16 protein-coding genes and 1 riboswitch are annotated in these 20584 nt (G+C 69.7%); of the genes, 7 read left to right on the plus strand and 9 right to left on the minus strand.

Annotated elements, in window-relative coordinates:
• Positions 1-5: 5 nt before the first annotated feature.
• Genes BGO46_RS04990 through BGO46_RS05015 form a run of 6 tightly spaced genes read right to left on the minus strand, consistent with a single transcriptional unit; the run spans position 6 to position 6776 of the window.
• Positions 6-974, minus strand: coding sequence for a glycosyltransferase family 2 protein (locus BGO46_RS04990; protein ID WP_292677561.1), 969 nt, complete (start codon positions 972-974; stop codon positions 6-8).
• On the minus strand, positions 974-2116 hold the full coding sequence (locus BGO46_RS04995; RefSeq protein ID WP_292677227.1) for a cysteine desulfurase family protein: 1143 nt from the start codon (positions 2114-2116) through the stop codon (positions 974-976). The genes BGO46_RS04990 and BGO46_RS04995 overlap by 1 nt, the downstream gene beginning before the upstream one ends.
• Before the next feature lie 35 nt (positions 2117-2151).
• Positions 2152-3021, minus strand: a complete 870-nt coding sequence (nadC, locus tag BGO46_RS05000) for a carboxylating nicotinate-nucleotide diphosphorylase (protein ID WP_292677229.1) — start codon at positions 3019-3021, stop codon at positions 2152-2154.
• The gene (gene nadB / locus BGO46_RS05005; protein WP_292677231.1) at positions 3015-4760 is read right to left on the minus strand and encodes an L-aspartate oxidase; all 1746 of its coding nucleotides are present in this window, start codon (positions 4758-4760) and stop codon (positions 3015-3017) included. The genes nadC and nadB overlap by 7 nt, the downstream gene beginning before the upstream one ends.
• Positions 4757-6064 carry a quinolinate synthase NadA gene (nadA, locus tag BGO46_RS05010; protein WP_292677233.1) on the minus strand — a complete coding sequence of 436 codons (1308 nt, stop codon included), beginning with the start codon at positions 6062-6064 and terminating at the stop codon, positions 4757-4759. The genes nadB and nadA overlap by 4 nt, the downstream gene beginning before the upstream one ends.
• A 16-nt stretch (positions 6065-6080) precedes the next feature.
• Positions 6081-6776: an NUDIX domain-containing protein gene (locus BGO46_RS05015; protein WP_292677235.1), complete on the minus strand. Its 696-nt coding sequence runs from the start codon at positions 6774-6776 to the stop codon at positions 6081-6083.
• Between the two features lie 160 nt (positions 6777-6936).
• Here BGO46_RS05015 and BGO46_RS05020 point away from each other — a divergent pair, with 160 nt between their 5' ends.
• The 4 genes from BGO46_RS05020 to gcvP all read left to right on the plus strand — a co-directional run bounded on the left by BGO46_RS05020 (position 6937) and on the right by gcvP (position 12846).
• A complete protein-coding gene (locus BGO46_RS05020) occupies positions 6937-8121 on the plus strand; it encodes a MarP family serine protease (protein WP_292677237.1) in 1185 nt (394 codons plus the stop codon).
• A 69-nt stretch (positions 8122-8190) separates the two neighbouring features.
• Positions 8191-8299: riboswitch (glycine riboswitch) on the plus strand.
• 151 nt (positions 8300-8450) lie between these two features.
• On the plus strand, positions 8451-9548 hold the full coding sequence (gene gcvT, locus BGO46_RS05025; protein WP_292677239.1) for a glycine cleavage system aminomethyltransferase GcvT: 1098 nt from the start codon (positions 8451-8453) through the stop codon (positions 9546-9548).
• Positions 9545-9925: a glycine cleavage system protein GcvH gene (gene gcvH, locus BGO46_RS05030; protein WP_292677241.1), complete on the plus strand. Its 381-nt coding sequence runs from the start codon at positions 9545-9547 to the stop codon at positions 9923-9925. Before gcvT ends, gcvH begins: the two co-directional genes overlap by 4 nt.
• Entirely contained in the window at positions 9922-12846 is a 2925-nt protein-coding gene (gcvP, locus tag BGO46_RS05035; RefSeq protein ID WP_292677243.1) for an aminomethyl-transferring glycine dehydrogenase, read from the plus strand. Before gcvH ends, gcvP begins: the two co-directional genes overlap by 4 nt.
• 145 nt (positions 12847-12991) lie before the next feature.
• Here gcvP and BGO46_RS05040 read toward each other — a convergent pair whose 3' ends face one another.
• Complete coding sequence (locus tag BGO46_RS05040) at positions 12992-13891, minus strand: hypothetical protein (protein WP_292677245.1); 900 nt, start codon at positions 13889-13891, stop codon at positions 12992-12994.
• 296 nt (positions 13892-14187) lie between these two features.
• On the minus strand, positions 14188-14952 hold the full coding sequence (locus tag BGO46_RS05045; RefSeq protein ID WP_292677563.1) for a CPBP family intramembrane glutamic endopeptidase: 765 nt from the start codon (positions 14950-14952) through the stop codon (positions 14188-14190).
• A gap of 204 nt (positions 14953-15156) precedes the next feature.
• Here BGO46_RS05045 and BGO46_RS05050 point away from each other — a divergent pair, with 204 nt between their 5' ends.
• The 3 genes from BGO46_RS05050 to BGO46_RS05060 all read left to right on the plus strand — a co-directional run bounded on the left by BGO46_RS05050 (position 15157) and on the right by BGO46_RS05060 (position 19962).
• Positions 15157-17028, plus strand: a complete 1872-nt coding sequence (locus BGO46_RS05050) for an ABC transporter family substrate-binding protein (protein WP_292677247.1) — start codon at positions 15157-15159, stop codon at positions 17026-17028.
• Between the two features lie 203 nt (positions 17029-17231).
• Positions 17232-18767: an ABC transporter permease gene (locus BGO46_RS05055; protein ID WP_292677249.1), complete on the plus strand. Its 1536-nt coding sequence runs from the start codon at positions 17232-17234 to the stop codon at positions 18765-18767.
• Between the two features lies 1 nt (position 18768).
• Positions 18769-19962 (plus strand): ABC transporter permease, encoded by a 1194-nt coding sequence (locus tag BGO46_RS05060; protein ID WP_292677251.1) that lies wholly within the window; start codon positions 18769-18771, stop codon positions 19960-19962.
• Here the strand turns inward: BGO46_RS05060 and BGO46_RS05065 are convergent.
• The gene (locus tag BGO46_RS05065) at positions 19953-20558 is read right to left on the minus strand and encodes a PH domain-containing protein (protein ID WP_292677253.1); all 606 of its coding nucleotides are present in this window, start codon (positions 20556-20558) and stop codon (positions 19953-19955) included. The two genes, BGO46_RS05060 and BGO46_RS05065, sit on opposite strands and share 10 nt — an antisense overlap.
• Positions 20559-20584 lie beyond the last annotated feature (26 nt).

The raw sequence follows: 20584 nt of genomic DNA on the forward strand, positions 1-20584 counted from the left end.
TCGGATCACCAGAGGGAGGCGGCGGCGCGGAGGTCAGCCGTCGCGGCATCCAGCTCGACGGCGTCGAGTGCGGCGCGAGCCGTGAGCTCGCGCACGAACGCGCCGAGTGCGCGACGGTACGCGGCATCCGGATGCGTCTGCGCGATGCGCACGAGCGACGGGGTGTCCATCTCGAGGATGAGGCGCACGCGGGCGCGCGCAGCCGTGCGCTGCTCGGCCGCGTCGAGCACGGCGATGCCTCCGCGCATGGCTTCGAGGTAGTCGGCCAGCACGGGCAGCGTGCCCTTGCCCTGGGTGATCGAGGTGCCGTCGGCGCGCTCGCGCCAGTGCACGACGACGTCGGGCAGGACGTCGATCGCGCGCGCATGCACGTACAGGCGCTGCGTCACGATCTGGTCTTCGTAGAGCTTGCCCTCGGGGAAGCGCAGGCCGTGCCGGCGCCACAGCTCGATGCGGCTGACCTTCGACCAGGCAACGATGTTGCCCGACACCTCGGGGTGGTCAGTCAGGGTGGTGCGCGTGCGCGCGGGAACGGTCGCCGCGGTGACCCAGGGCTGCACGACGCCCGCGCGGTAGGCGCCGCCGGCGTCTGCGCGCAGCCGCACGTAGGCGCCGACTGCGATGTCGCTGCCCGATGCGGTCAGGGCGCCCGTGAGTACCTCGAGGGCCGTCGGCGTCATGACGTCGTCGGCGTCGAGGAACCCGACGAACGGCGTCTCGACGAGGTCGAGCCCCTGGTTGCGGGCGGCGCTGAGGCCGCGCGAAGTGTCGTTGCGGACGAGCGTGAAGCGCGGGTCGGATGCCGCGGCATCCGCGAACAGCTCGCTCGTTCCGTCGCGCGAGCCGTCGTCGACGAGGATCGCCCGCCACGCCGTCAGCGTCTGCGCGCGGAGCGAGTCGAGCGCTTCGGCGGCGTAGGCCGCGACGTCGCGTCCGGGGACGATCACGGTGACGACGGGGGGAGCGGGGAGGATCACGCGCCCGATCGTACCGCCGCGACGGAGGCTGCCAGCGCGTCGGCGACGGATATGACGTCGCCCCGCTCGCGGTGGTCGAACGTGAACCGCACGGCGGTCTGGGCGACCTCGGGGGCGATGCCGCACGCGAGCAGGACGTGCGATGGCTCGTCGCTGCCCGCCGCGCACGCCGATCCGCTCGAGGTCACGAACCCGCGCCGCTCGAGTTCGAGCAGCACCGCCTCGCCGCTCGTTCCGGCGAACGTGAAGCTCGCCGTGCCGGGGAGGCGACGCGTCGGATGCCCCGTGAGTCGCGCGCTGGGGACGCGCTCGAGGACGCGGGCGATGAACGCGTCACGCAGCGCGCTCACGCGGGATGCGGACTCGGCGCGCTCGGCCTCGGCGAGTTCGAGGGCGGTTGTGAGCCCGATGATGCCGGCGAGGTTCTCCGTGCCGCTGCGGCGGTCGCGCTCCTGCCCGCCGCCGTGGAGGACGGGCTCGAGCGGCAGCCGCGACCGCACCGCGAGCAGGCCGATGCCCTGCGGTGCGCCGACCTTGTGTCCCGCCAGCGACAGCGCGTCGGCGCCGGTGCCGGCCAGCGGCAGCCAGCCGGCGGCCTGGACGGCGTCGAGGTGCAACGGCACGCCGGCCGCTGCGGTGACGGATGCCAGGGCCGCGGCATCCTGCACCGTGCCGATCTCGTTGTTGGCGTACCCGATGCTGACGACGGCCGTGTCGGGGCGGATCGCCGCGGCGAGGTCGTCGGGGTCGACGGTGCCGGTCGCGTCGACGGGTAGGCGCGTGACGGCGAAGCCGTGCACACGCTCGAGGTAGTCGCACGAGGCGAGGATCGCCTCGTGCTCGATGGCGGTCGTGATGACGTGCACGGGTGCCCGACGGCGCAGGGCCGCGCCGATTGCGAGCCCCTTGACGGCGAGGTTGTCGGCCTCGGTGCCGCCCGAAGTGAACACGATGTCGGCGGGGCGGAAGCCGAGCACGCGCGCCACGCGCGCGCGGGCGTCGGCGAGGGCCGCGGCGGCGGCCTCGCCGACCGTGTGGTGGCTCGACGGGTTGCCGAAGCGCTCGGTGAGGTACGGGAGCATCGCCTGCAGCACCTCCGGGCGGACGGGGGTCGTCGCGGCGTGGTCGAGGTAGCGCATGGTTCGTTGCTGGCTGTTGGCGTGTTCGTCGTTCGTCAGGCGTCCAGGCGCACGTCGAGGCCGAGGTCGAGCGCACGCGCGGAGTGCGTGAGCGCGCCGACCGAGATCACGTCGACGCCCGTTGCCGCGATCGCGGGGACGCTCTCCAGGGTCACGCCGCCGGAGGCCTCGACGATCGTGCGGCCCGCGATGCATTCGACGCCCGTGCGAAGGTCATCGATGCTGAAGTTGTCGAGCATGATCGTGCCGACGCCGCGCGGGCCGGTGCCCGCAGCGAGCACCGCGTCGAGCTGATCGAGGCGGTCGATCTCGACCTCGAGATGCGCCGTGTGCGGGAGCGCGGCGCGCGCGGCCTGCAGCGCGGCCGTGATCGAGCCGTGCTGGGCGACGAGGACGGCGAGGTGGTTGTCCTTCGCCATGACGGCATCCGACAGGCTGAACCGGTGGTTGTGCCCGCCGCCGCTGCGAACGGCGTGCCGTTCGAAGCGGCGCAGTCCCGGCGTCGTCTTGCGGGTGTCGGCGATGCGGGCGGCGGTGCCGCCCGCGGCGGCGACGTAGGCCGCCGTGAGGCTCGCGATGCCGCTCATGCGCTGCGTGAAGTTCAGCCCGATGCGCTCGGCCGTGAGCACTCCCCGCGCGGGGCCTGCGACGGTCGCGAGCACGTCGCCGGCGATGAACACGTCGCCGTCGGCGGCGTGCAGCCGCACCGCGATGCTCGGATCGGTGAGGGCGAACGCGGCGGCGAAGACTTCGCCGCCGCTGAACACCCCCGCCTCGCGCGCCCGGAGCTCGGCCGTCGCCACGGCATCCGCCGGAATCAGCGTCTCGCTCGTGAGGTCGCCCCACGGGGCATCCTCGTCGAGCGCCGCCTGCACGACGGTGTCGATGTGGCTTCGGGTCAGCATGCTGCTGCCTCCTGTGGAGCGTGGGCGGTGGCGCGTGGGTCTGTGGCGGGGGCGTCGCCGCAATAACTCAGGAGATCCTGCGTGTCATTGCCTGATTCGGGGCGACTCGGGGCTCGAGCGGGTGAGAGTTCCTGAATTGTTGCGGTCGCGCTGTCGCGCCGCGCGTGCGCGCCGACGGATTCGGGGCGGGCGAGCGCGGCCGCGACGACCGCGGCGGCGACCTGTAGCAGGTTCTCGTCCTCGAACTCGGCCTCGGTGACGGGCGTGCGAGCCTGTCCCCGCCACGCCGCGATGACGGATGCCGCGTGCTCCAGCCCCACCCCGTCGCGGACGAGCCCGGCATCCGCCCACATGAGCTCCTGCAGCCCCGCCCGCGTGAACGGCGCGCGAACCGACGCAAGTTGTCGGTCGGGAGGCGCCTGACCGACAGCGCGCGTCGCTTCGGCGGCCGGGCCTGCCCACGCGCCCGACGCGACGTCGGCGGCGACGACGTCGCCGGCGCGGGCGCCGAAGACGGCACCCTCCAGAAGGGAGTTTGATGCCAGGCGGTTCGCGCCGTGCACACCCGTGCGGGCGACCTCTCCGACCGCGTAGAGGCCGGGCAGCGACGTGCGCCCGAACAGGTCAGTCGATACTCCGCCCATCAGGTAGTGCGCGGCGGGGGTGACGGGAATCGGCTCGCGCGCCCAGTCCCACCCGCGGTCGCGCACGGCGGCGTCGATCGTCGGGAACCGGCGCGCGAGGAACGCGGCCGTGCGCTTCGCGCTCGGGGCCTTGCCCTCAGGGCCGAGGGCCGTCGCGTCGAGGAGCACCGGTCGCCCATCCTGGGCGGCCATCACGTCGGCGATCGCCCGCGCGACGACGTCGCGGGGGGCGAGTTCGGCATCGGGGTGCACGTCGAGCATGAACCGGCGGCCCTGCTCGTCGCGCAGCACCGCACCCTCGCCGCGCACGGCCTCGGACACGAGGAACGGCGCGACCTCGCCCTCGCCGGGGAGGACGGTCGGGTGGAACTGCACGAACTCCAGATCCGTGACGGCGGCCCCCGCGCGCAGCGCGGCCGCGATGCCGTCGCCGGTCGCGACCGGCGGGTTGGTCGTGTGCGCGTACAGCTGCCCCGCGCCGCCCGTCGCGAGCACGACGGCATCCGCGTCGATCCGCACTCGCTCGCCGATGATCCCCGCGCCTGCCGAGGGGTCGTCCCCGACGAGCAGCTCGACACCCACGACGCGCCCATCCTCACACACGAGATCGATGAGGAACGCGTGCTCGATGACCTCGACGGCGCTGCCGCGCAGCCGCGTGACGAGGGCCTTCTCGATGACGGTGCCGGTGGCGTCTCCGCCCGCGTGCAGGATGCGGGGGTACGAGTGTGCGGCTTCGAGGCCCTGCACGAGCGCCCCGTCGGCGGCGCGGTCGAAGGCGACGCCGAGCTCGATCAGCTCGCGGATGCGGTCGGGTCCCTCGTCGACGAGCACCTGCACGGCGGTCGGGTCGCTGAGCCCCGCGCCGGCGACGAGCGTGTCGTGGATGTGCGCGGCGGCGCTGTCGTCGTCGAACATGACGCCCGCGATGCCACCCTGGGCGTATCGCGTGTTGGCGTGCTCGAGCACGTCCTTCGTCACCAGGGTGACGCGGCATCCGCCGTCTGCGGCGTGCAGCGCGGCGATCAGCCCCGCGATGCCCGACCCGACGACGACCACGCGCGCGGCGCCGCTGTGAGCCTGTCGAAGGGTCACGGCTTCGCCGCCAGCATCCGCTCGAGCGCCGTCCGCGCGGGGTCGGCGACGTCCGCCGGCACGGTGATGCGGTTCACGACGCGGCCCGCGACGAGCTCCTCGAGCACCCACGCGAGGTATCCGGGGTGGATGCGGTACATCGTCGAGCACGGGCAGACCACCGGGTCGAGGCAGAAGATATCGTGCTGCGGAAATTGTGCCGCGAGCCGCTGCACGAGGTTGATCTCGGTGCCGACCGCGAAGGTCGTCGGCTCTGTCGCGGCGGCGATGGCCTTGCGGATGTAGTCGGTCGAACCGGCCTCATCCGCGGCATCCACCACCGCCATCGGGCACTCCGGGTGCACGATCACGCGCACGCCGGGGTGCTCGGCGCGGGCCCGCTCGATCTGGTCGACGGTGAAGCGGCGGTGCACCGAGCAGAAGCCGTGCCAAAGGATGACCTGGGCATCGGCGAGCTCGTCCTCCGAAGAGCCGCCGAGGGGCTTGCGCGGGTTCCACATCGGCATGCGCTCGAGGGGCACGCCCATCGCCTTCGCGGTGTTGCGGCCGAGGTGCTGGTCGGGGAAGAACAGCACGCGGCGCCCGAGCGCGAACGCCCATTCGAGGACGGTGCGGGCGTTCGACGACGTGCACACGATGCCGCCGTGCCGCCCCACGAAGCCCTTGATCGCGGCCGACGAGTTCATGTACGTGACGGGGATGACCGGCACGAGCCCGTCCTCATCCACCGCGTTGAGCGGGCCGTAGATGTCGGCGAGCTGCTCCCAGCAGTCCTCGACCTCGTCGATGGATGCCATGTCGGCCATCGAGCACCCGGCGGCGAGGTTCGGCAGGATCACCGCCTGGTCGTCCCGCGACAGCAGGTCGGCGGTCTCGGCCATGAAGTGCACGCCGCAGAAGACGATCGCCTCGGCCTGCGGCTGCGTCAGCGCGGCGTTCGCCAGCTGGAACGAGTCGCCGACATAGTCGGCGTGCGCGACGACCTCTTCGCGCTGGTAGAAGTGGCCGAGCACGACGACGCGGTCGCCGAGCGTCTGCTTGGCCGCGCGGATGCGGTCGTGGAGTTCTTCTTCGGATGCCTCGCGGTACTCCGGGGGCAGCTCGCCCTGGCGCGGGGCGCCCGTCGGGATCACGTCACCCATCGACGAACCGGGGCCGTACCCGGGGCGCGTGTCGAAGTCCCAGGGTCCTGCCGCAAGATCGGTGTTGCACGTCTCGGCGGTCGAGGCGCCCGCGACGATCGCCTGGATGCCGTGGTCGACGCTCGCGTCGATGGGGCGGGGGTGGATCTGCAGGAGGCTCATGGCGATTCCTCTCGGGTCATTGCGGCAGCGGCCCGCGCTCGGCGAGCTCGACGTCGTGGTTGTAGCGGTACAGGCGGGCGGGCCGGTGGCTGCCGGTGCGGAAGTCGTCGGTCGGGATGAGCGTGTCGGAGCTGTCGACCTGGCGGCGGAAGTTCGCCGGGTCGAGGCGCTTGCTGAGGATCGCCTCGTAGACCTCCCGCAGCTCGGCGAGGGTGAAGAGCTCGGGCAGCAGGCCGTGCGCGATGCGGCTGTAGCCGACCTTGTTGCGCAGACGCCACAGCGCGTAGTCGACGATCTGGTTGTGATCGAACGCAAGCTGCGGCAGGGCGGTCGCGTCGAACCAGGCGACGTTCTGCGGCGCCGGCTGCGCCGAGACGTCTTCGCGCACGAGGGCCCAGTAGACGATCGAGACGACGCGGCTGGGGGAGCGGTCGACCGCACCGAAGGCGTAGAGCTGCTCGAGGAAGCTCGGCGCGAGTCCCGTCGTCTCGCCGAGGGTGCGGGATGCCGCGACCTCGAGGTTCTCTTCGGTGCCGAGCCAGCCGCCGGGCAGCGCCCACCGACTGTCGTGCGGGTCGCGCGTGCGCCGCACGAGCGGGATCACGACGGTCGGGCGCTCTCTGCCGGACCGCCGCTGCAGGCTGAAGATCACGGTCGACACGGCGACGCGGATCGCATCGGTGGATGCCGCGTGCTCGGGCTGTCGTGCCATCGTGGTTTGTGTCTCCATGACCATAACTCCGGGATCATCTTATGGTCATGGTGACAAGAAGTGCAAACCGGGCCGAACGTGCATATCGGATGCCACCGAGCAGGCATCCGCCACACAGACACGCCGCTTAGGGTGAGGGCGGGCGAACGCAGGAGGCAGCGTGCTGGTAGTGGACATCGTCGTGGTCGCGGCGCTCATCGTCGCGTTCGCGGTCGGGCTGAGCCGCGGATTCGTCGCATCGCTCGGCACGATCGTGGGCCTCGTCGCGGGCGGCTTTGCCGCGGTGTGGCTCGTGCCGCTGCTGACCGCCGCTCTCGCGGATGCGGCTCCCGACCTGACCTGGCGTCCGGCGCTCTCGGCCGCGGCGGCCGTGCTGCTCGTGGTCGGCGGTGCCGCGATCGGGTCGGCGATCGGCGCGGCCCTGCGCCGTGGTGTCGATCGCGCCAAGCTCAGCGTGATCGACCGAGGGCTCGGCGCTGTCGTCGGCACCGTTGCGACCGCGCTCGTGCTGCTGATGGCGGGCCAGGCGGTCGTCGCGACGGGCACACCGGGGCTCTCGACCGCGATCGCGTCGTCGCGCGTTCTCCGTTGGGTTGATGACCTGACGCCCGAGCCCGTTGATTCGGCACTCGCGCAGGTGCGGGGGCTCGTGCTGGATGAGGGCCTGCCGACGCTCGGCGAGCTGCTCGAGATCCAGACGACGACGACCTCTCCGCCGGTCGCCCTCGACGATCCGGCGCTGCAGACCGCCGCGGCATCCGTCGCCCGCATCAGCGGCACCGCCTACGCGTGCGGGGTGTCGATGACCGGCTCGGGCTTCGTCGTCGCCGACGACCTGCTCGTCACGAACGCGCACGTTGTCGCGGGCATCACGCAGGCACTCGTCGAGCTTCCCGGGCGCACGGCGCGCGAAGGCCGGGTCGTCTACTTCGACCCGGTCGACGACATCGCACTCGTCGCGGTTGACGGGCTCGATGCAGCCGCGCTGCCGCTGAACGATGACCTCGCGCCGGGCGATGCCGCCGTCGTGCAGGGGTATCCGTACGGCGGACCTTTCACGAGCATGAGCGCGGCCGTCCTCTCGCGCGGCACCGTCGCGGTGCCCGACATCTACGACGCGAGCTCTGCGCCGCGCGAGATCTTCGCGCTGCAGGCTGACGTCGCACCGGGCAACTCCGGCGGGCCGCTGTTGACCTCAGACGGTGAGGCGGGCGGGATCGTCTTCGCGCGCGGCGAGGATGGTGCCGGCCGCGGCTATGCCATCACGATCGCCGAACTCGAGCCCGCGCTGCAGGCGACGACGGCGGGCTCCGCGACCGTGTCGACGGGATCCTGCACGTCCTGAGCGTGTGATGTCGGGCGTGCGTTGTCGGGCACAGCGGATATGCTGGGCGCACAACAGAACACAGGCCGCATGACGCGCGCGGGAGAGCCCCGGCATCCGCTTCTTCGGAAGCAGAGCCGAGCACCGAAGGAGCAAGCCTCCCCGCCAATCTCTCAGGTCCGCGTACCGCCCGCGTCCGGCCGCTCTGGAAAGCGATGCTCCGGCATCCGCCGACGGTGAAAGCCCTGCGTTTCTTCGGATGCGAGGGGCGAAACTCTCAGGCCCATGACAGAGGGGGAGTTCACGTCCGTCGATCCCGGCGGGCGCCAGCCCGCGAACCGGGAGAACTCATGTCAGACCTTCGCACGACCCCGCTCTACGACAGGCATGCCGCCCTCGGCGCCTCGTTCACGGACTTCGGCGGGTGGAACATGCCCGTCCGCTACACCTCCGACCTGGCCGAGCACCACGCGGTGCGCCAGGCGGCCGGCCTGTTCGACATCTCGCACATGGCCGAGTTCACGGTGGTCGGCTGGGGCGCCGCAGCCGCGCTCGACTACCTGCTCGCCGGTCGCATCTCAACGATGAAGCTCGGCAAGGCCAAGTACTCGCTGCTGCTCGACGAGCACGGCGGCGTCATCGACGACGTCATCGTCTACCGGCGCGGTGACGACGACTTCCTCGTGATCTCCAACGCCGGCAACCGCGCCCTCGTCGCCGCGGAGTTCGCCAGGCTCGTCGGCGACGTCGCGATCACCGACATCTCCGACGACTATGCGCTGATCGCCGTGCAGGGCCCCCGCTCCCGCGAGATCGTCGAGGCGACTCCGGGGATCATCGTCGGCGGGCTCGCTGAACTCGGTTACTACGCGTGGGCCGGCGGCACATATTCCGGTACCGACATGTTCGTCGCCCGCACCGGCTACACCGGCGAGGACGGCTTCGAGCTGCTCATCCCGAACGCCCTCGCCGCGGACCTCTGGGACGCACTCCTCGCCGCCGGCGAGCCGTTCGGTCTCGTCCCCGCCGGGCTCGCCGCGCGCGACACGCTGCGCCTCGAAGCCGGGATGCCCCTGCACGGCCACGAGCTGTCGACCGACATCCTGCCGGCGCAGGCCGGGCTCGGCCGCGTCGTAGCGATGGACAAGGATGCCTTCGTCGGCAAGGACGCCCTCGCCACGGCATCCGCCGATCTGCCCGTCCTCGTGGGCATCGCCGCCGAGGGCCGCCGCGCCGGCCGCGCCGGATACGCCGTGCTGGATGCCGACGGCACGCCCGTCGGTGAGATCACGAGCGGCGTGCTCAGCCCGACGCTCGGCCACCCGATCGCGATGGCGTTCATCCCACCCGCCCTCGCCGTGATCGGCACCCCGCTCTTCCTCGACGTGCGGGGTACCCGCATTCCCGCCACTGTGACCGCTCTGCCTTTCTACCGGAGGACCGCATGACCGACCTGACCGCACTCAAGTACACCGACGAGCACGAATGGGTCGCCCTCGCCGGCGATGTGGCGACGGTCGGCATCACCGATTACGCCGCCGACAAGCTCGGCGACGTCGTCTACGTCGACCTCCCCGCGGTCGGCTCGACCGTCACCGCGGGCGAGGTCTGCGGCGAGATCGAGTCGACGAAGTCGGTCGGCGAGCTCTACGCGCCGCTGACCGGTGAGGTCGTCGAGGTCAACGACGCCGTCGTCGACGACCCGGCATCCGTCAACGGCGACGCGTTCGGCGCGTGGCTCGTGAAGATCCAGGTCGACCCGGCCGACGCGGACGCGCTCATGGACCGTGACGCCTACGTCGCCTTCACGGGCGGCGAGGCGTGACCGGGTTCTCCGAGCGCCACATCGGGACGGATGCCGCGGCGCAGCAGCAGATGCTCGCCGCGCTCGGCTACGAGACCGTCGACGCGCTCGTCGAGCGTGCCGTGCCGGCATCCATCCACGTCGACCCCGGGCGTGACGTGGACCCCGAGGTTGTCGAGGGGCGGATCCCGCCTGCCGCAACCGAGGCCGAGACCCTCGCCGAGCTGCGCTCGCTCGCGGCACTGAACCGCCCGGCGCGGTCGATGATCGGGCTCGGCTACTACGACACGCTGACGCCCTCGGTGATCTCGCGGAACGTGTTCGAGAACCCGTCCTGGTACACGGCCTACACGCCGTATCAGCCCGAGATCTCGCAGGGACGCCTGGAGGCGCTCATCAATTTCCAGACGATGGTGACCGACCTGACTGGACTCGCGACGGCGAACGCGTCGATGCTCGATGAGTCGACGGCCGTCGTCGAGGGCATGCTCGTCGCGCGCCGTGCCTCGAAGTCGCGCTCGAACGTGTTCCTCGTCGACGCCGACGCGCTGCCGCAGACCAAGGCACTGCTCGCGCACCGCGCCGCCGCCCTCGGGATCGTCCTCGTCGAGGTCGACTTCTCCGCGTCAGCGTCGGGCCCCACGTCTCGGTGGTCGAGTGCCGACGCGTCGGCGTCGGTGTATCGAGACCCGTTCGGCGCGTTCATCCAGTACCCCGGCGCGACCGGCCGGGTCTGGGACCCGTCCGAGGTCATCGCCGCCGTGCAGGCGCAGGGCGGACTCGCGGTCGTCGCGGCCGATCTGCTGGCGCTCACCCTGCTGCGCTCGCCCGGCTCGCTCGGCGCCGACGTCGCGGTCGGAACGACCCAGCGCTTCGGCGTGCCGATGGGCTTCGGCGGTCCGCACGCCGGCTACATGGCCGTCCGTGCCGGGCTCGAGCGCCAGATGCCCGGGCGCCTGGTCGGAGTGTCGCAGGATGCCGCGGGCAAGCCCGGCTACCGCCTCGCTCTGCAGACGCGTGAGCAGCACATCCGGCGCGAGAAGGCGACATCGAACATCTGCACCGCGCAGGTGCTGCTCGCGGTCATGGCATCGATGTACGCCGTCTATCACGGGCCCGATGGCCTGCGCCGTATCGCAGCCGACGTGACGACGAAGGCGCACCTGCTGCGTGACTGGATCGCGGATGCCGGTGCCGAGGTCCTGCACGACGACTTCTTCGACACGATCGTCGTGAAGGTCCCGGGCCGCGCAGAAGAACTCGTCGAGCGGGCGCGGGCGCGCGGGTTCCAGCTGTGGTTCCGCGACTCCGACTCGGTCGGCATCTCGGTCGACGAGACGACGACGCTCGGCGATCTGCACGCCCTCGCGCAGGTGTTCGGCGGGCCCGAGCACCGCGTGTTCGGCTTCGTGGACGGCACGAGAGCCGACCTGCTGCCGGCAGGTCTGCGGCGTGAGGACGAGTTCCTGACGCATCCGGTGTTCCACGTGCACCACTCCGAGACGGCGATGATGCGCTATCTCAAGCAGCTCGCCGACCGTGACTACGCGCTCGATCGCGGCATGATCCCGCTCGGATCGTGCACGATGAAGCTCAACGCGGCGACTGAGATGGCCGCCGTGTCGTGGCCCGAGTTCGCGCGCGTGCACCCGTTCGCGCCGGTCGACGATGTCGCGGGATACCTCGTGCTGATCGAGCAGCTCGAGTCGTGGCTCGCCGAGATCACGGGGTACGACGCCGTGTCGCTGCAGCCTAACGCCGGTTCGCAGGGCGAGCTCGCGGGGCTGCTTGCGATCCGCGGGTACCACCACTCGCGGGGTGAGACGGGGCGCGACGTGTGCCTGATCCCGTCGTCGGCGCACGGCACCAACGCGGCATCCGCCGTTCTCGCCGGCATGCGCGTCGTCGTCGTCGCGTGCGACGATGCCGGCAACGTTGACCTGACCGACCTGCGTGCGAAGATCGCGGCGCACGCGGAGTCGCTCGCGGCGCTCATGATCACGTATCCGTCGACGCACGGTGTGTACGAGCAGGATGTCGTCGAGCTGTGCGCCGCCGTGCACGAAGCGGGCGGCCAGGTGTACGTCGACGGCGCGAACATGAACGCGCTCGTCGGGTTCGCGCGGTTCGGCGACTTCGGCGGCGATGTGTCGCACCTGAACCTGCACAAGACGTTCGCGATTCCGCACGGCGGTGGCGGGCCCGGCGTCGGTCCGGTCGCGGCGAAGGCGCACCTCGCGCCGTTCCTGCCGTCGCACCCGCTCGCGCAGCGGGCGGAGCACGCGGGCGGCTTCGTGTTCGACGGGGGACCGGTGTCGGCGGCGCCGTACGGCTCGGCATCCATCCTGCCGATCTCGTGGGCGTACATCCGGATGATGGGCGCCGAGGGGCTGCGCGAGGCGACGGGAGCTGCGGTGCTCGCGGCGAACTACATCGCGACGCGCCTGCGCGAGCACTATCCCGTGCTGTACACGGGCGAGGGCGGGCTTGTCGCGCACGAGTGCATCCTCGACCTCCGGCCGCTCAAGGAGCAGACCGGCGTGACGGTGGATGATGTCGCCAAGCGGCTGATCGACTACGGGTTTCACGCGCCGACGATGTCGTTCCCGGTCGCGGGGACACTCATGGTCGAGCCGACCGAGTCGGAGGATCTCGGAGAGATCGAGCGGTTCATCGAGGCGATGATCGCGATTCGCGCGGAGGCGGCGCGGGTGCAGGCGGGCGAGTGGCCGGCATCCGACAACCCGCTCGTGAACGCGCCGCACACGGCCGAGTCGGTCGTCGCGGGGGAGTGGACGCACCCGTACACGCGCGAGGAGGCGGTCTACCCGGTGCACGCCCTCGTGCGCACCAAGTACTGGCCGCCCGTTCGCCGCATCGACAACGCCTACGGCGACCGCAACCTCGTCTGCGCCTGCCCGCCCGTGGACGCCTTCGCGTAGCGCGCCGTGCGGCGGCGCGCGGCGCGTCGCCCCGGGTCGCGCCGCCGCGCCGGGTCGCGCCGTGCGCCCCCGCCACATCCGCGAGACTTCAGTGGTGCACCGAGACAGCACGCCCTGCGTGCAGTTTGGGTGCACCACTGCTGTCTCACCGGTAGTTCGGGGCGCGATAGCCGAGCGCGGCGGTCAGCGTGCGCAGCTGGCGCGTGTCCTCCGGTCGCACGAGAGGGAGCCCGACGGCGAGGAGCTTCGCCTTGAGCTGGGCGGACAACGCGACATCGGCCCATTCCCAGTGCGCTGTCGCACGGATGCCGCGGCTCAGGAGGCGCGCGTCGCGGACGTTTCGCTGGTGGAGTGCGTCGCGCGCATCACCGAGTTCGCCGCTGTACTTGATGCCGCCATCTGCTTCGCCGGCGATCGCCCATGTGGGCCAGAGGAAGTCCAACCGATCGCCGTCGCCGTCGGCGCCGCGTACCCACTGCTGCAGTTCGGGCTCGGGGAAACCCAACCACTCGATGACCGCAAGGCTCACGTGCTCGAGCGTTGACTCGGGGACAGCGGAGGCGCGGTCGATCACCCAGCGGGCATGGCGACGGCCGCGCGAGGAGGAGCGCCCCTCGTTCACCGCTGCGAGAATGTCACGGCTGATGGTGGGATCGCTGCTCAGTACTGCGCCGGCGACTGCGAGCCCGATGGCGTTGTGGCGCACCCGTGCAATGTCGACAGCCAGTTCCGGACCGGTGACGACGGCCATACCGGCGAGTTCGGTGTGCTCTGGCATCCGTTCGCGCGTATGGAACCGCACCCCCGCGACCGCGCGCGCCGTAACGGCACCCGGCCGGGCGACGATGTGGACCTCACGGGGCTCGAGGAAGACGGGATGCCCACGCAGCGCCGCCGCCGACTCGCCGCAGAAGATCGCGCCGGGGTAGAGCAGCGCCGTCGCGTGCACGCGTGCCACATAGCGTTGCCACGGAGCGAGGGAGCGCCATTGCGTCGTCGCGGCGTATACCCCGCGCGCCACGATGGTGAGCTCACCCGCGCGCACTGCGCGGTCCGAGTGCGGCGCGTCGCCGCGTCGAATGAGCGTCACCGGGCAGGGCGCCGCAGTCAGGAGCGAGTTCGTCATGCGCCGAGTGTGGCGCCCACGGGATGCCTGTGGGGCGCGATCCCCGGCATCCGTGGACAACTCGGCTATCGACTCGCCTGTGGATAACCCGCCCGAGCGGCGGCCCTCAACACCGAAACTGCAGTGGTGCACCGAGACTGCACCGCCCACGTGCTGTTTCGGTGCACCACTGCAGTCTCGCGGTCGGGGGGTGCGTGCAGCGCGCGCCGCCCCCGTCACGCCCCCGCAGCGAACACCCCGGGCCACCAGGCGGCGGCGAGGGGGTAGCCGATGAAGGCGATCACGTCGATCAGGGTGTGGGCGATCACGAGCGGCATCACGCGGCCCCAGCGGTGGTAGACCCAGCCGAACACGACGCCCATCGCGAAGTTGCCGAACAGCGGGCCCCAGCCCTGATACGCGTGATAGCTCCCGCGCAGCGCGGCGGTCGACAGGATGATCGTCCAGGTGCCCCAGCCGAGTCGGCGCAGCCGGTCGAACAGATACCCGATGAAGATGACCTCTTCGGTCAGGCCCGCCCGCAGCGCGGCCAGCAGCAGCAGCGGAATCGTCCACCACGAGCTGTCGAGCGGCGAGGCATCCACCTGCACCGTGATCCCGAGCGCGCGGCCGGCGGCGTACAGGCCCAGCCCCGGCACGCCGATGACGAGCACCAGCAGGATGCCCGCACCCAGATCTTTCCCGAACACGCGGAAGTCCAGCCCGATGCGCCGGAACGCCGAGACACCCGGCTCCCACAGCAGATAGATGACGAGGGCGATCGGCACGAACGCGAAGAACTGCGCGACGAACTGGTAGAGGACATCCCAGAACTCCACGGCGCTCGCGCCCGGATTCAGCGACGTCGACTGGTCGCCGAGCGCCTGCTCGCGCGTGAGCGCCTGGATGAGCGCCAGCACCGAGTACACCGCCGAGCGGCCCACCGACAGGGCCAGGACGATGCCGATCTCCCACCAGATCCGGGTGTGCGAAGCGCGCAGACGATCCGGGGGACCGCTGAGCGGATCGGTGGCTTGTGTGTCGGTCACATTGTCAGAATGTCACAGCCGTGTTGAATTCAGTAAAGGATTAGTAACGGTTTGTGGCGTCGGTTGGGAACCCCGCGGCACGGTGCTTATGGTGTGACGTATCCGTGCCCGGGGCTCTCGCGCTCCGGGTGCACCACCCTTTGCACAGGAGGAAATGTGAAGATCGCACGTCTTGCGGCGGGCGCGAGCATCGTGGCGGTGGGAGCACTCGTGCTCTCCGGCTGCGGCAACCCGTATCAGTCTGAGGTCCAGGAAGGCACCGAGATCTTCGTTGCCTACAACGAAGGCTTCATGGCGTTCAACTCGAACAGCTCGGCCGGTAACAACACCGCCAACGCGAACGTCAAGTACATCACTGACGCCGCATCGTCGTGGGCGTACTACAACAACACCCCCGAACTCGTGAAGAACACCGACTTCGGTACCTACGAGGCGACCAGCGAAGACCCGCTGACGGTCGACTACAAGATCACCGCCGACGCCGTGTGGTCTGACGGTGTGCCGATCGACGAGGCCGACATGCTGATGGCGTGGGCTGCGATGAGCGGCAACGTCGACGGCGGCTGGGCTCCGGCTGCCACGACGGGCTACAGCCTCATCACGCAGATGCCGGAGATCGCCGACAAGGAGATCACGCTGGTCTACGACGAGCCCTACGTCGACTGGGAGCTCATCCAGCCGCTCGGCGTCGCGGCACACGGCACGTACGCGCTCGCGTACCCCGACGAGTACGCCGACGTCCAGGCCGCGTGGGACACCTACAAGTCCTCCGACTCGGACGACGACTTCACCAAGTACACGGACGCCGCCAAGAAGTTCGCCGAGACCGCGAAGCAGAAGGTCATCGACGCGATCCAGAACGACGACACCGAGGTGCTCGACAAGCTGGCCACCGCGTGGAACGCCGACTACGTCTACACGAGCATGCCCGACAGCCCGGCCGCGTTCCTGACCGCCGGTCAGTACAACCTGCTGGACACCAAGGAAGACGAGTACACGACGCTCGTCGCCAACCCGCTGTTCACGTGGGGCGACTCGCCGAAGTACGAGAAGATCACGATCCGCGCGATCTCCGACTCGACCACCGCTCTGCAGGCCCTGCAGTCCGGTGAGCTCGACATCTGGACGGGTCAGCCGACCTCGGACATCCTCCAGCTCGCGAACAACATCGACACCGCTGAGGTGCAGACCGGTATCCAGGCCTCGCACGAGCACGTCGACCTGACGTTCAACAACGGCGGTCCGTTCGACCCCGCCACCTACGGTGGCGACGAGGCCAAGGCCCTCAAGGTGCGCCAGGCGTTCCTGAAGACGATCCCGCGCCAGGAGATCGTCGACAAGATCATCAAGCCGCTGAACCCGGATGCCACTGTCCGCAACACCCACCTCGTGAGCGCTGCCGACACCGTGCGCTACCCGATCCTGAGCGAGAGCAACGGCTCGGCCGACTACGCGGACGTCGACATCGACGGCGCGAAGGCGCTGCTGGCCGAGGCCGGCGTGACCGGTGACGTCGAGGTCGGCTTCTGGTACCCCGAGGGCAACGTCCGTCGTGGCCAGGAGTTCGAGCTGATCGCCGCATCGGCGGCCAAGGCCGGCTTCAAGCTGGTCGACGAGTCCGAGCCGAACTGGGTCTTCACCGACCCCGAGGCTGAGCCGATCAACTCGCACGACGCGACGATCTTCGCGTGGTCGCAGACCTCGCTGGCCGTCGGTGGATCCGACCAGATCTACGCGTGCTACGACGACCCGATGGCCAAGGGCGGCAACTACAACGGTTACTGCAACCAGGAAGTCACCGACGCTCTCGCGACGCTGAACGTGACCTCCGACGAGGACGCGCAGACCGAGCTGCTCAAGACCGCTGAGGCCGGAATCTGGGCGGATGCCGCGTCGATCCCGATCTTCCAGTTCCCGGGCCTGCTCGTCTCGAGCGACCGCGTGACCGGTGTGAAGATCATGCCGCTGAGCCCCGACTACTTCTGGAACTTCTGGGAGTGGGCGCCGGCTACGGCTGCTGCCAACTGATCCCATCTGCGGGTCGGGTGCGTGAGCACTCGACCCGCAGATCATGATCGAATCAACTGTGGGTGCCGGGGTGACCCCTCGGCACCCACAGTCATGTCGGTGTCGCTGATCCGCGCGGCCGACGCGTAGTAGTTTTGAGGCTTACCCGCCTCGTCCGCGAAACGGAACATCATGTCCTCGGTAACCCACCTGAAAGGTCGCACGTGCTGACCTTCATCCTGCGACGGCTCGGCGCGATCCTGCTGGTCCTGCTCGTCGCGTCCTTCGTCGTCTACACCCTGTCATCGATCGGTACTGACCCGCTCAACGACCTCAAGGGCAGTAGCGCCGCCAACCGGCAGGAACTCATCGATCAGCGCATCGAGAAGCTGCACCTGGACGTCCCCGTCGTCCTGCGCTACTTCACCTGGCTCGGCGGCGCCTCGAAGTGCCTCATCGGCCAGTGCGACCTCGGTATCGCCTTCAGCCGCAGCGATCAGCAGGTCACCGCCGCTGTCTCCGCTGCCGCGAACTCCACGATCCAGCTGGTCACTGCCGCGACGATCATCGCGATCATCGCCGGTCTCACGATCGGCATCCTGACTGCACTGCGGCAGTACTCGGGCTTCGACTACACCGTCACGTTCCTCACCTTCATCGTCTACTCGCTGCCGATCTTCTGGATCGCGGTGCTGCTGAAGGAGTTCGGTGCCATCCGCTTCAACGAGTTCCTGGCTGATCCGAATATTTCGATCTGGGCGATGCTCATCACGGGACTGATATCCGGCTTCGTTTTCATGAGCATCCTGGGGGGCAACGCGAAGAAGCGTCTGGTCACATTCGGGACCGCCTTCGTTGCGACGGCCGCGCTGATGGCGCTGCTGCAGATCACCGACTGGTTCGCCCGCCCGCAGATCACGATCATCGGTGTGATCATCACGGGCCTGGCCGCAGCAATCGGCGTCACGGCGATCTCGACGGGTCTCGCGAACCGCCGCACGCTCTACGCGTCGCTGGTCGTCGTCGCCATCTGGATCGCGCTGTATCAGCCGCTGCAGTACCTGTTCTTCTACGTGCCGCAGGGCTGGATGCTCATCATCATGTACGTGGTGGCGATCGCCCTCGGCATCGGCGTGGGTCTGCTCATGGGCGGGGATGGCCGGAAGGAAGCGGCGCGCACCGCCGCGATCGTGAGCTTCATCACGTTCTTCACGATCGTCGTCGACCGCGTCATGCTGGTCTACCCCGACTACCTGAAGAAGATCCCGCAGTCGGGCGTCATCGCCACGATCGGCTCGCAGACCCCGAACCTGTCGGGTGACATGTGGTTCCAGTTGCTCGACGGCTTCGCGCACCTGCTGCTGCCGACGATCGCGCTGGCGCTCGTCTCGATCGCGGCCTACACGCGCTACGCCCGTTCGAGCCTGCTCGAGGTCATGAACCAGGACTACGTGCGCACGGCGCGAGCGAAGGGTCTCAGCGAGCGCACGGTCGTGGTGCGACACGCACTGCGCAACGCGCTCATCCCGATCGCCACGATCGTCGCCTTCGACATCGGCGCACTCATCGGCGGCGCCGTCATCACCGAGACGATCTTCGCCTGGAAGGGCATGGGCTCGCTGTTCGTGAGCGGCCTCGAAAAGGGTGACGTCAACCTCGTGATGGGCTTCTTCGTCGTCACGGGCGTCCTGGCGGTCGTCTTCAACCTCATCGCGGACCTGCTGTACTCCGCACTCGACCCCCGAATCCGGGTGAGCTGACATGACCACGACATCACTACCGGCGGGCGCGCCGCAAGACCGCGGCTCCGAGCAGTCGCTCGAACAGCAGGCCCTCGCCGGCCTCAGCCAGGGCCAACTCGTCCGCCGCCGGTTCTTCCGGCACAAGGGCGCCATGATCGCCCTCGGTGTGCTGATCCTGACGATCCTGCTCGCGTTCACCTCCGTCGGCACCGTCGTCGGCGGCACCGGCAAGCTCGAGGCGGGCCCGACCGGCGATCTGCAGATCAACGGGTGGCGCATCCCGGGCTGGTGGCCACTGGACTGGTTCACGGCGTACCCGATCGTCAACGGCGGCGCACCGACGCTGACGCTGTTCCCGTTCTCGATCGGCGAGCACCCGTTCGGTCAGGACACCCTCGGCAAGGACGTCTTCGCGCAGGTCATGCGCGGCACGCAGCAGTCGATCACGGTCATGCTGCTGGTCGGCATCGTGTCGCTCGTGCTCGGCGTTCTGCTGGGTGCGCTCTCGGGCTTCTACCGCGGGTGGATCGACTCGCTGATCATGCGCTTCACCGACGTGATCATCATCCTGCCGATCATCGTCATCGGCTCGATCATCGGTCGCCTGCTCGGCGGTGCGAACGCGTGGGTCTTCGGTCTGTTCCTCGGCATATTGAGCTGGACGGGCCTGGCGCGACTCGTCCGCGGCGAGTTCCTCTCGCTACGAGAACGTGAGTTCGTGGATGCCGCGCGTGTCGCCGGCGCGACCAACGGTCGCATCATCTTCCGCCACATCCTGCCCAACGCGGTCGGCATCATCATCGTCAACACGACGCTGCTGATGAGCGCCGCGGTGCTCACGGAGGCCGCACTGAGCTTCATCGGCTTCGGCATCCAGTACCCCGATGTCTCGCTCGGCCAGATCATCTCGACCTATCGCGAGGCGTTCCGCACGCGGCCGTGGCTGTTCTGGTGGCCAGGTCTGTTCATCATCATCCTGGCGCTGTGCATCAACTTCATCGGCGACGGTCTGCGTGACGCCTTCGACCCGCGTCAGCAGTCGAAGATCGGACGCAAGTCGGCCAAGGCCGTCGGGGCGATCCCGTCGGTGCAGGCGGTCATGATGGTCGAGGGCCCGACGAGCACGGATGACCCGGAGGCGCGCGTCATAGACCAGTTCGAAGGCCTACCCGGGCCCGACCCGAAACCGCGTCCGACGGACGATCAGCCGTGACTGCTCAGCTGAACCAGGCTGTAGACGGCCGCGCCCAGCAGCGCCACCGTGACGACAGCGGGCAGCACAGCCCACGTCGTGGTGGTGCCGCCGGGGCGCGCCGGCTCGCCGGAGCGCGCGAAGGCATCCAGGTGCCGCATGACGATCGCGGTCGCATCGCCCGACTGGGTGCCCAGGGCATCCGACGGGCGTCGGGTCTCGTCGTCGCCGAAGGTGTTGCGCACGTCTTCGCGGCGGGTGCTGAGCGCCTGCCGCGCACCCGGCGCGGGTGCTGCCCAGGCGCGGATCACGGTACCGCTGTGCGTGCGCACGGTGAGGGCGTAGCGCGACTCGACACGGTCGACGTCGCCCCACGGCACGCGGTGACTGCGCAGCGGGTTGCGGATCTCGACGAAACCGTCGGTCACGATGACGCACGGGCGGATGTACAGGGCGTACGCGAGCCACGCGAAGGCGAAGATCGGCCAGCTCCACAGCAGCAGACCGCCGAATCCATCGGTGACAAGCAGCCAGATGAGCGCCACAGCGCAGATGGCGATGGCGACGGCGGCGAGAACCACGCCGCCGCGCGGACGAAAGACAACCGGGCGGGACACCTGCCCATCCTGACACGGGAGGAACG

The organism is Microbacterium sp. 70-16, assembly GCF_001898315.1.
Classification (GTDB): Bacteria; Actinomycetota; Actinomycetes; order Actinomycetales; family Microbacteriaceae; genus Microbacterium.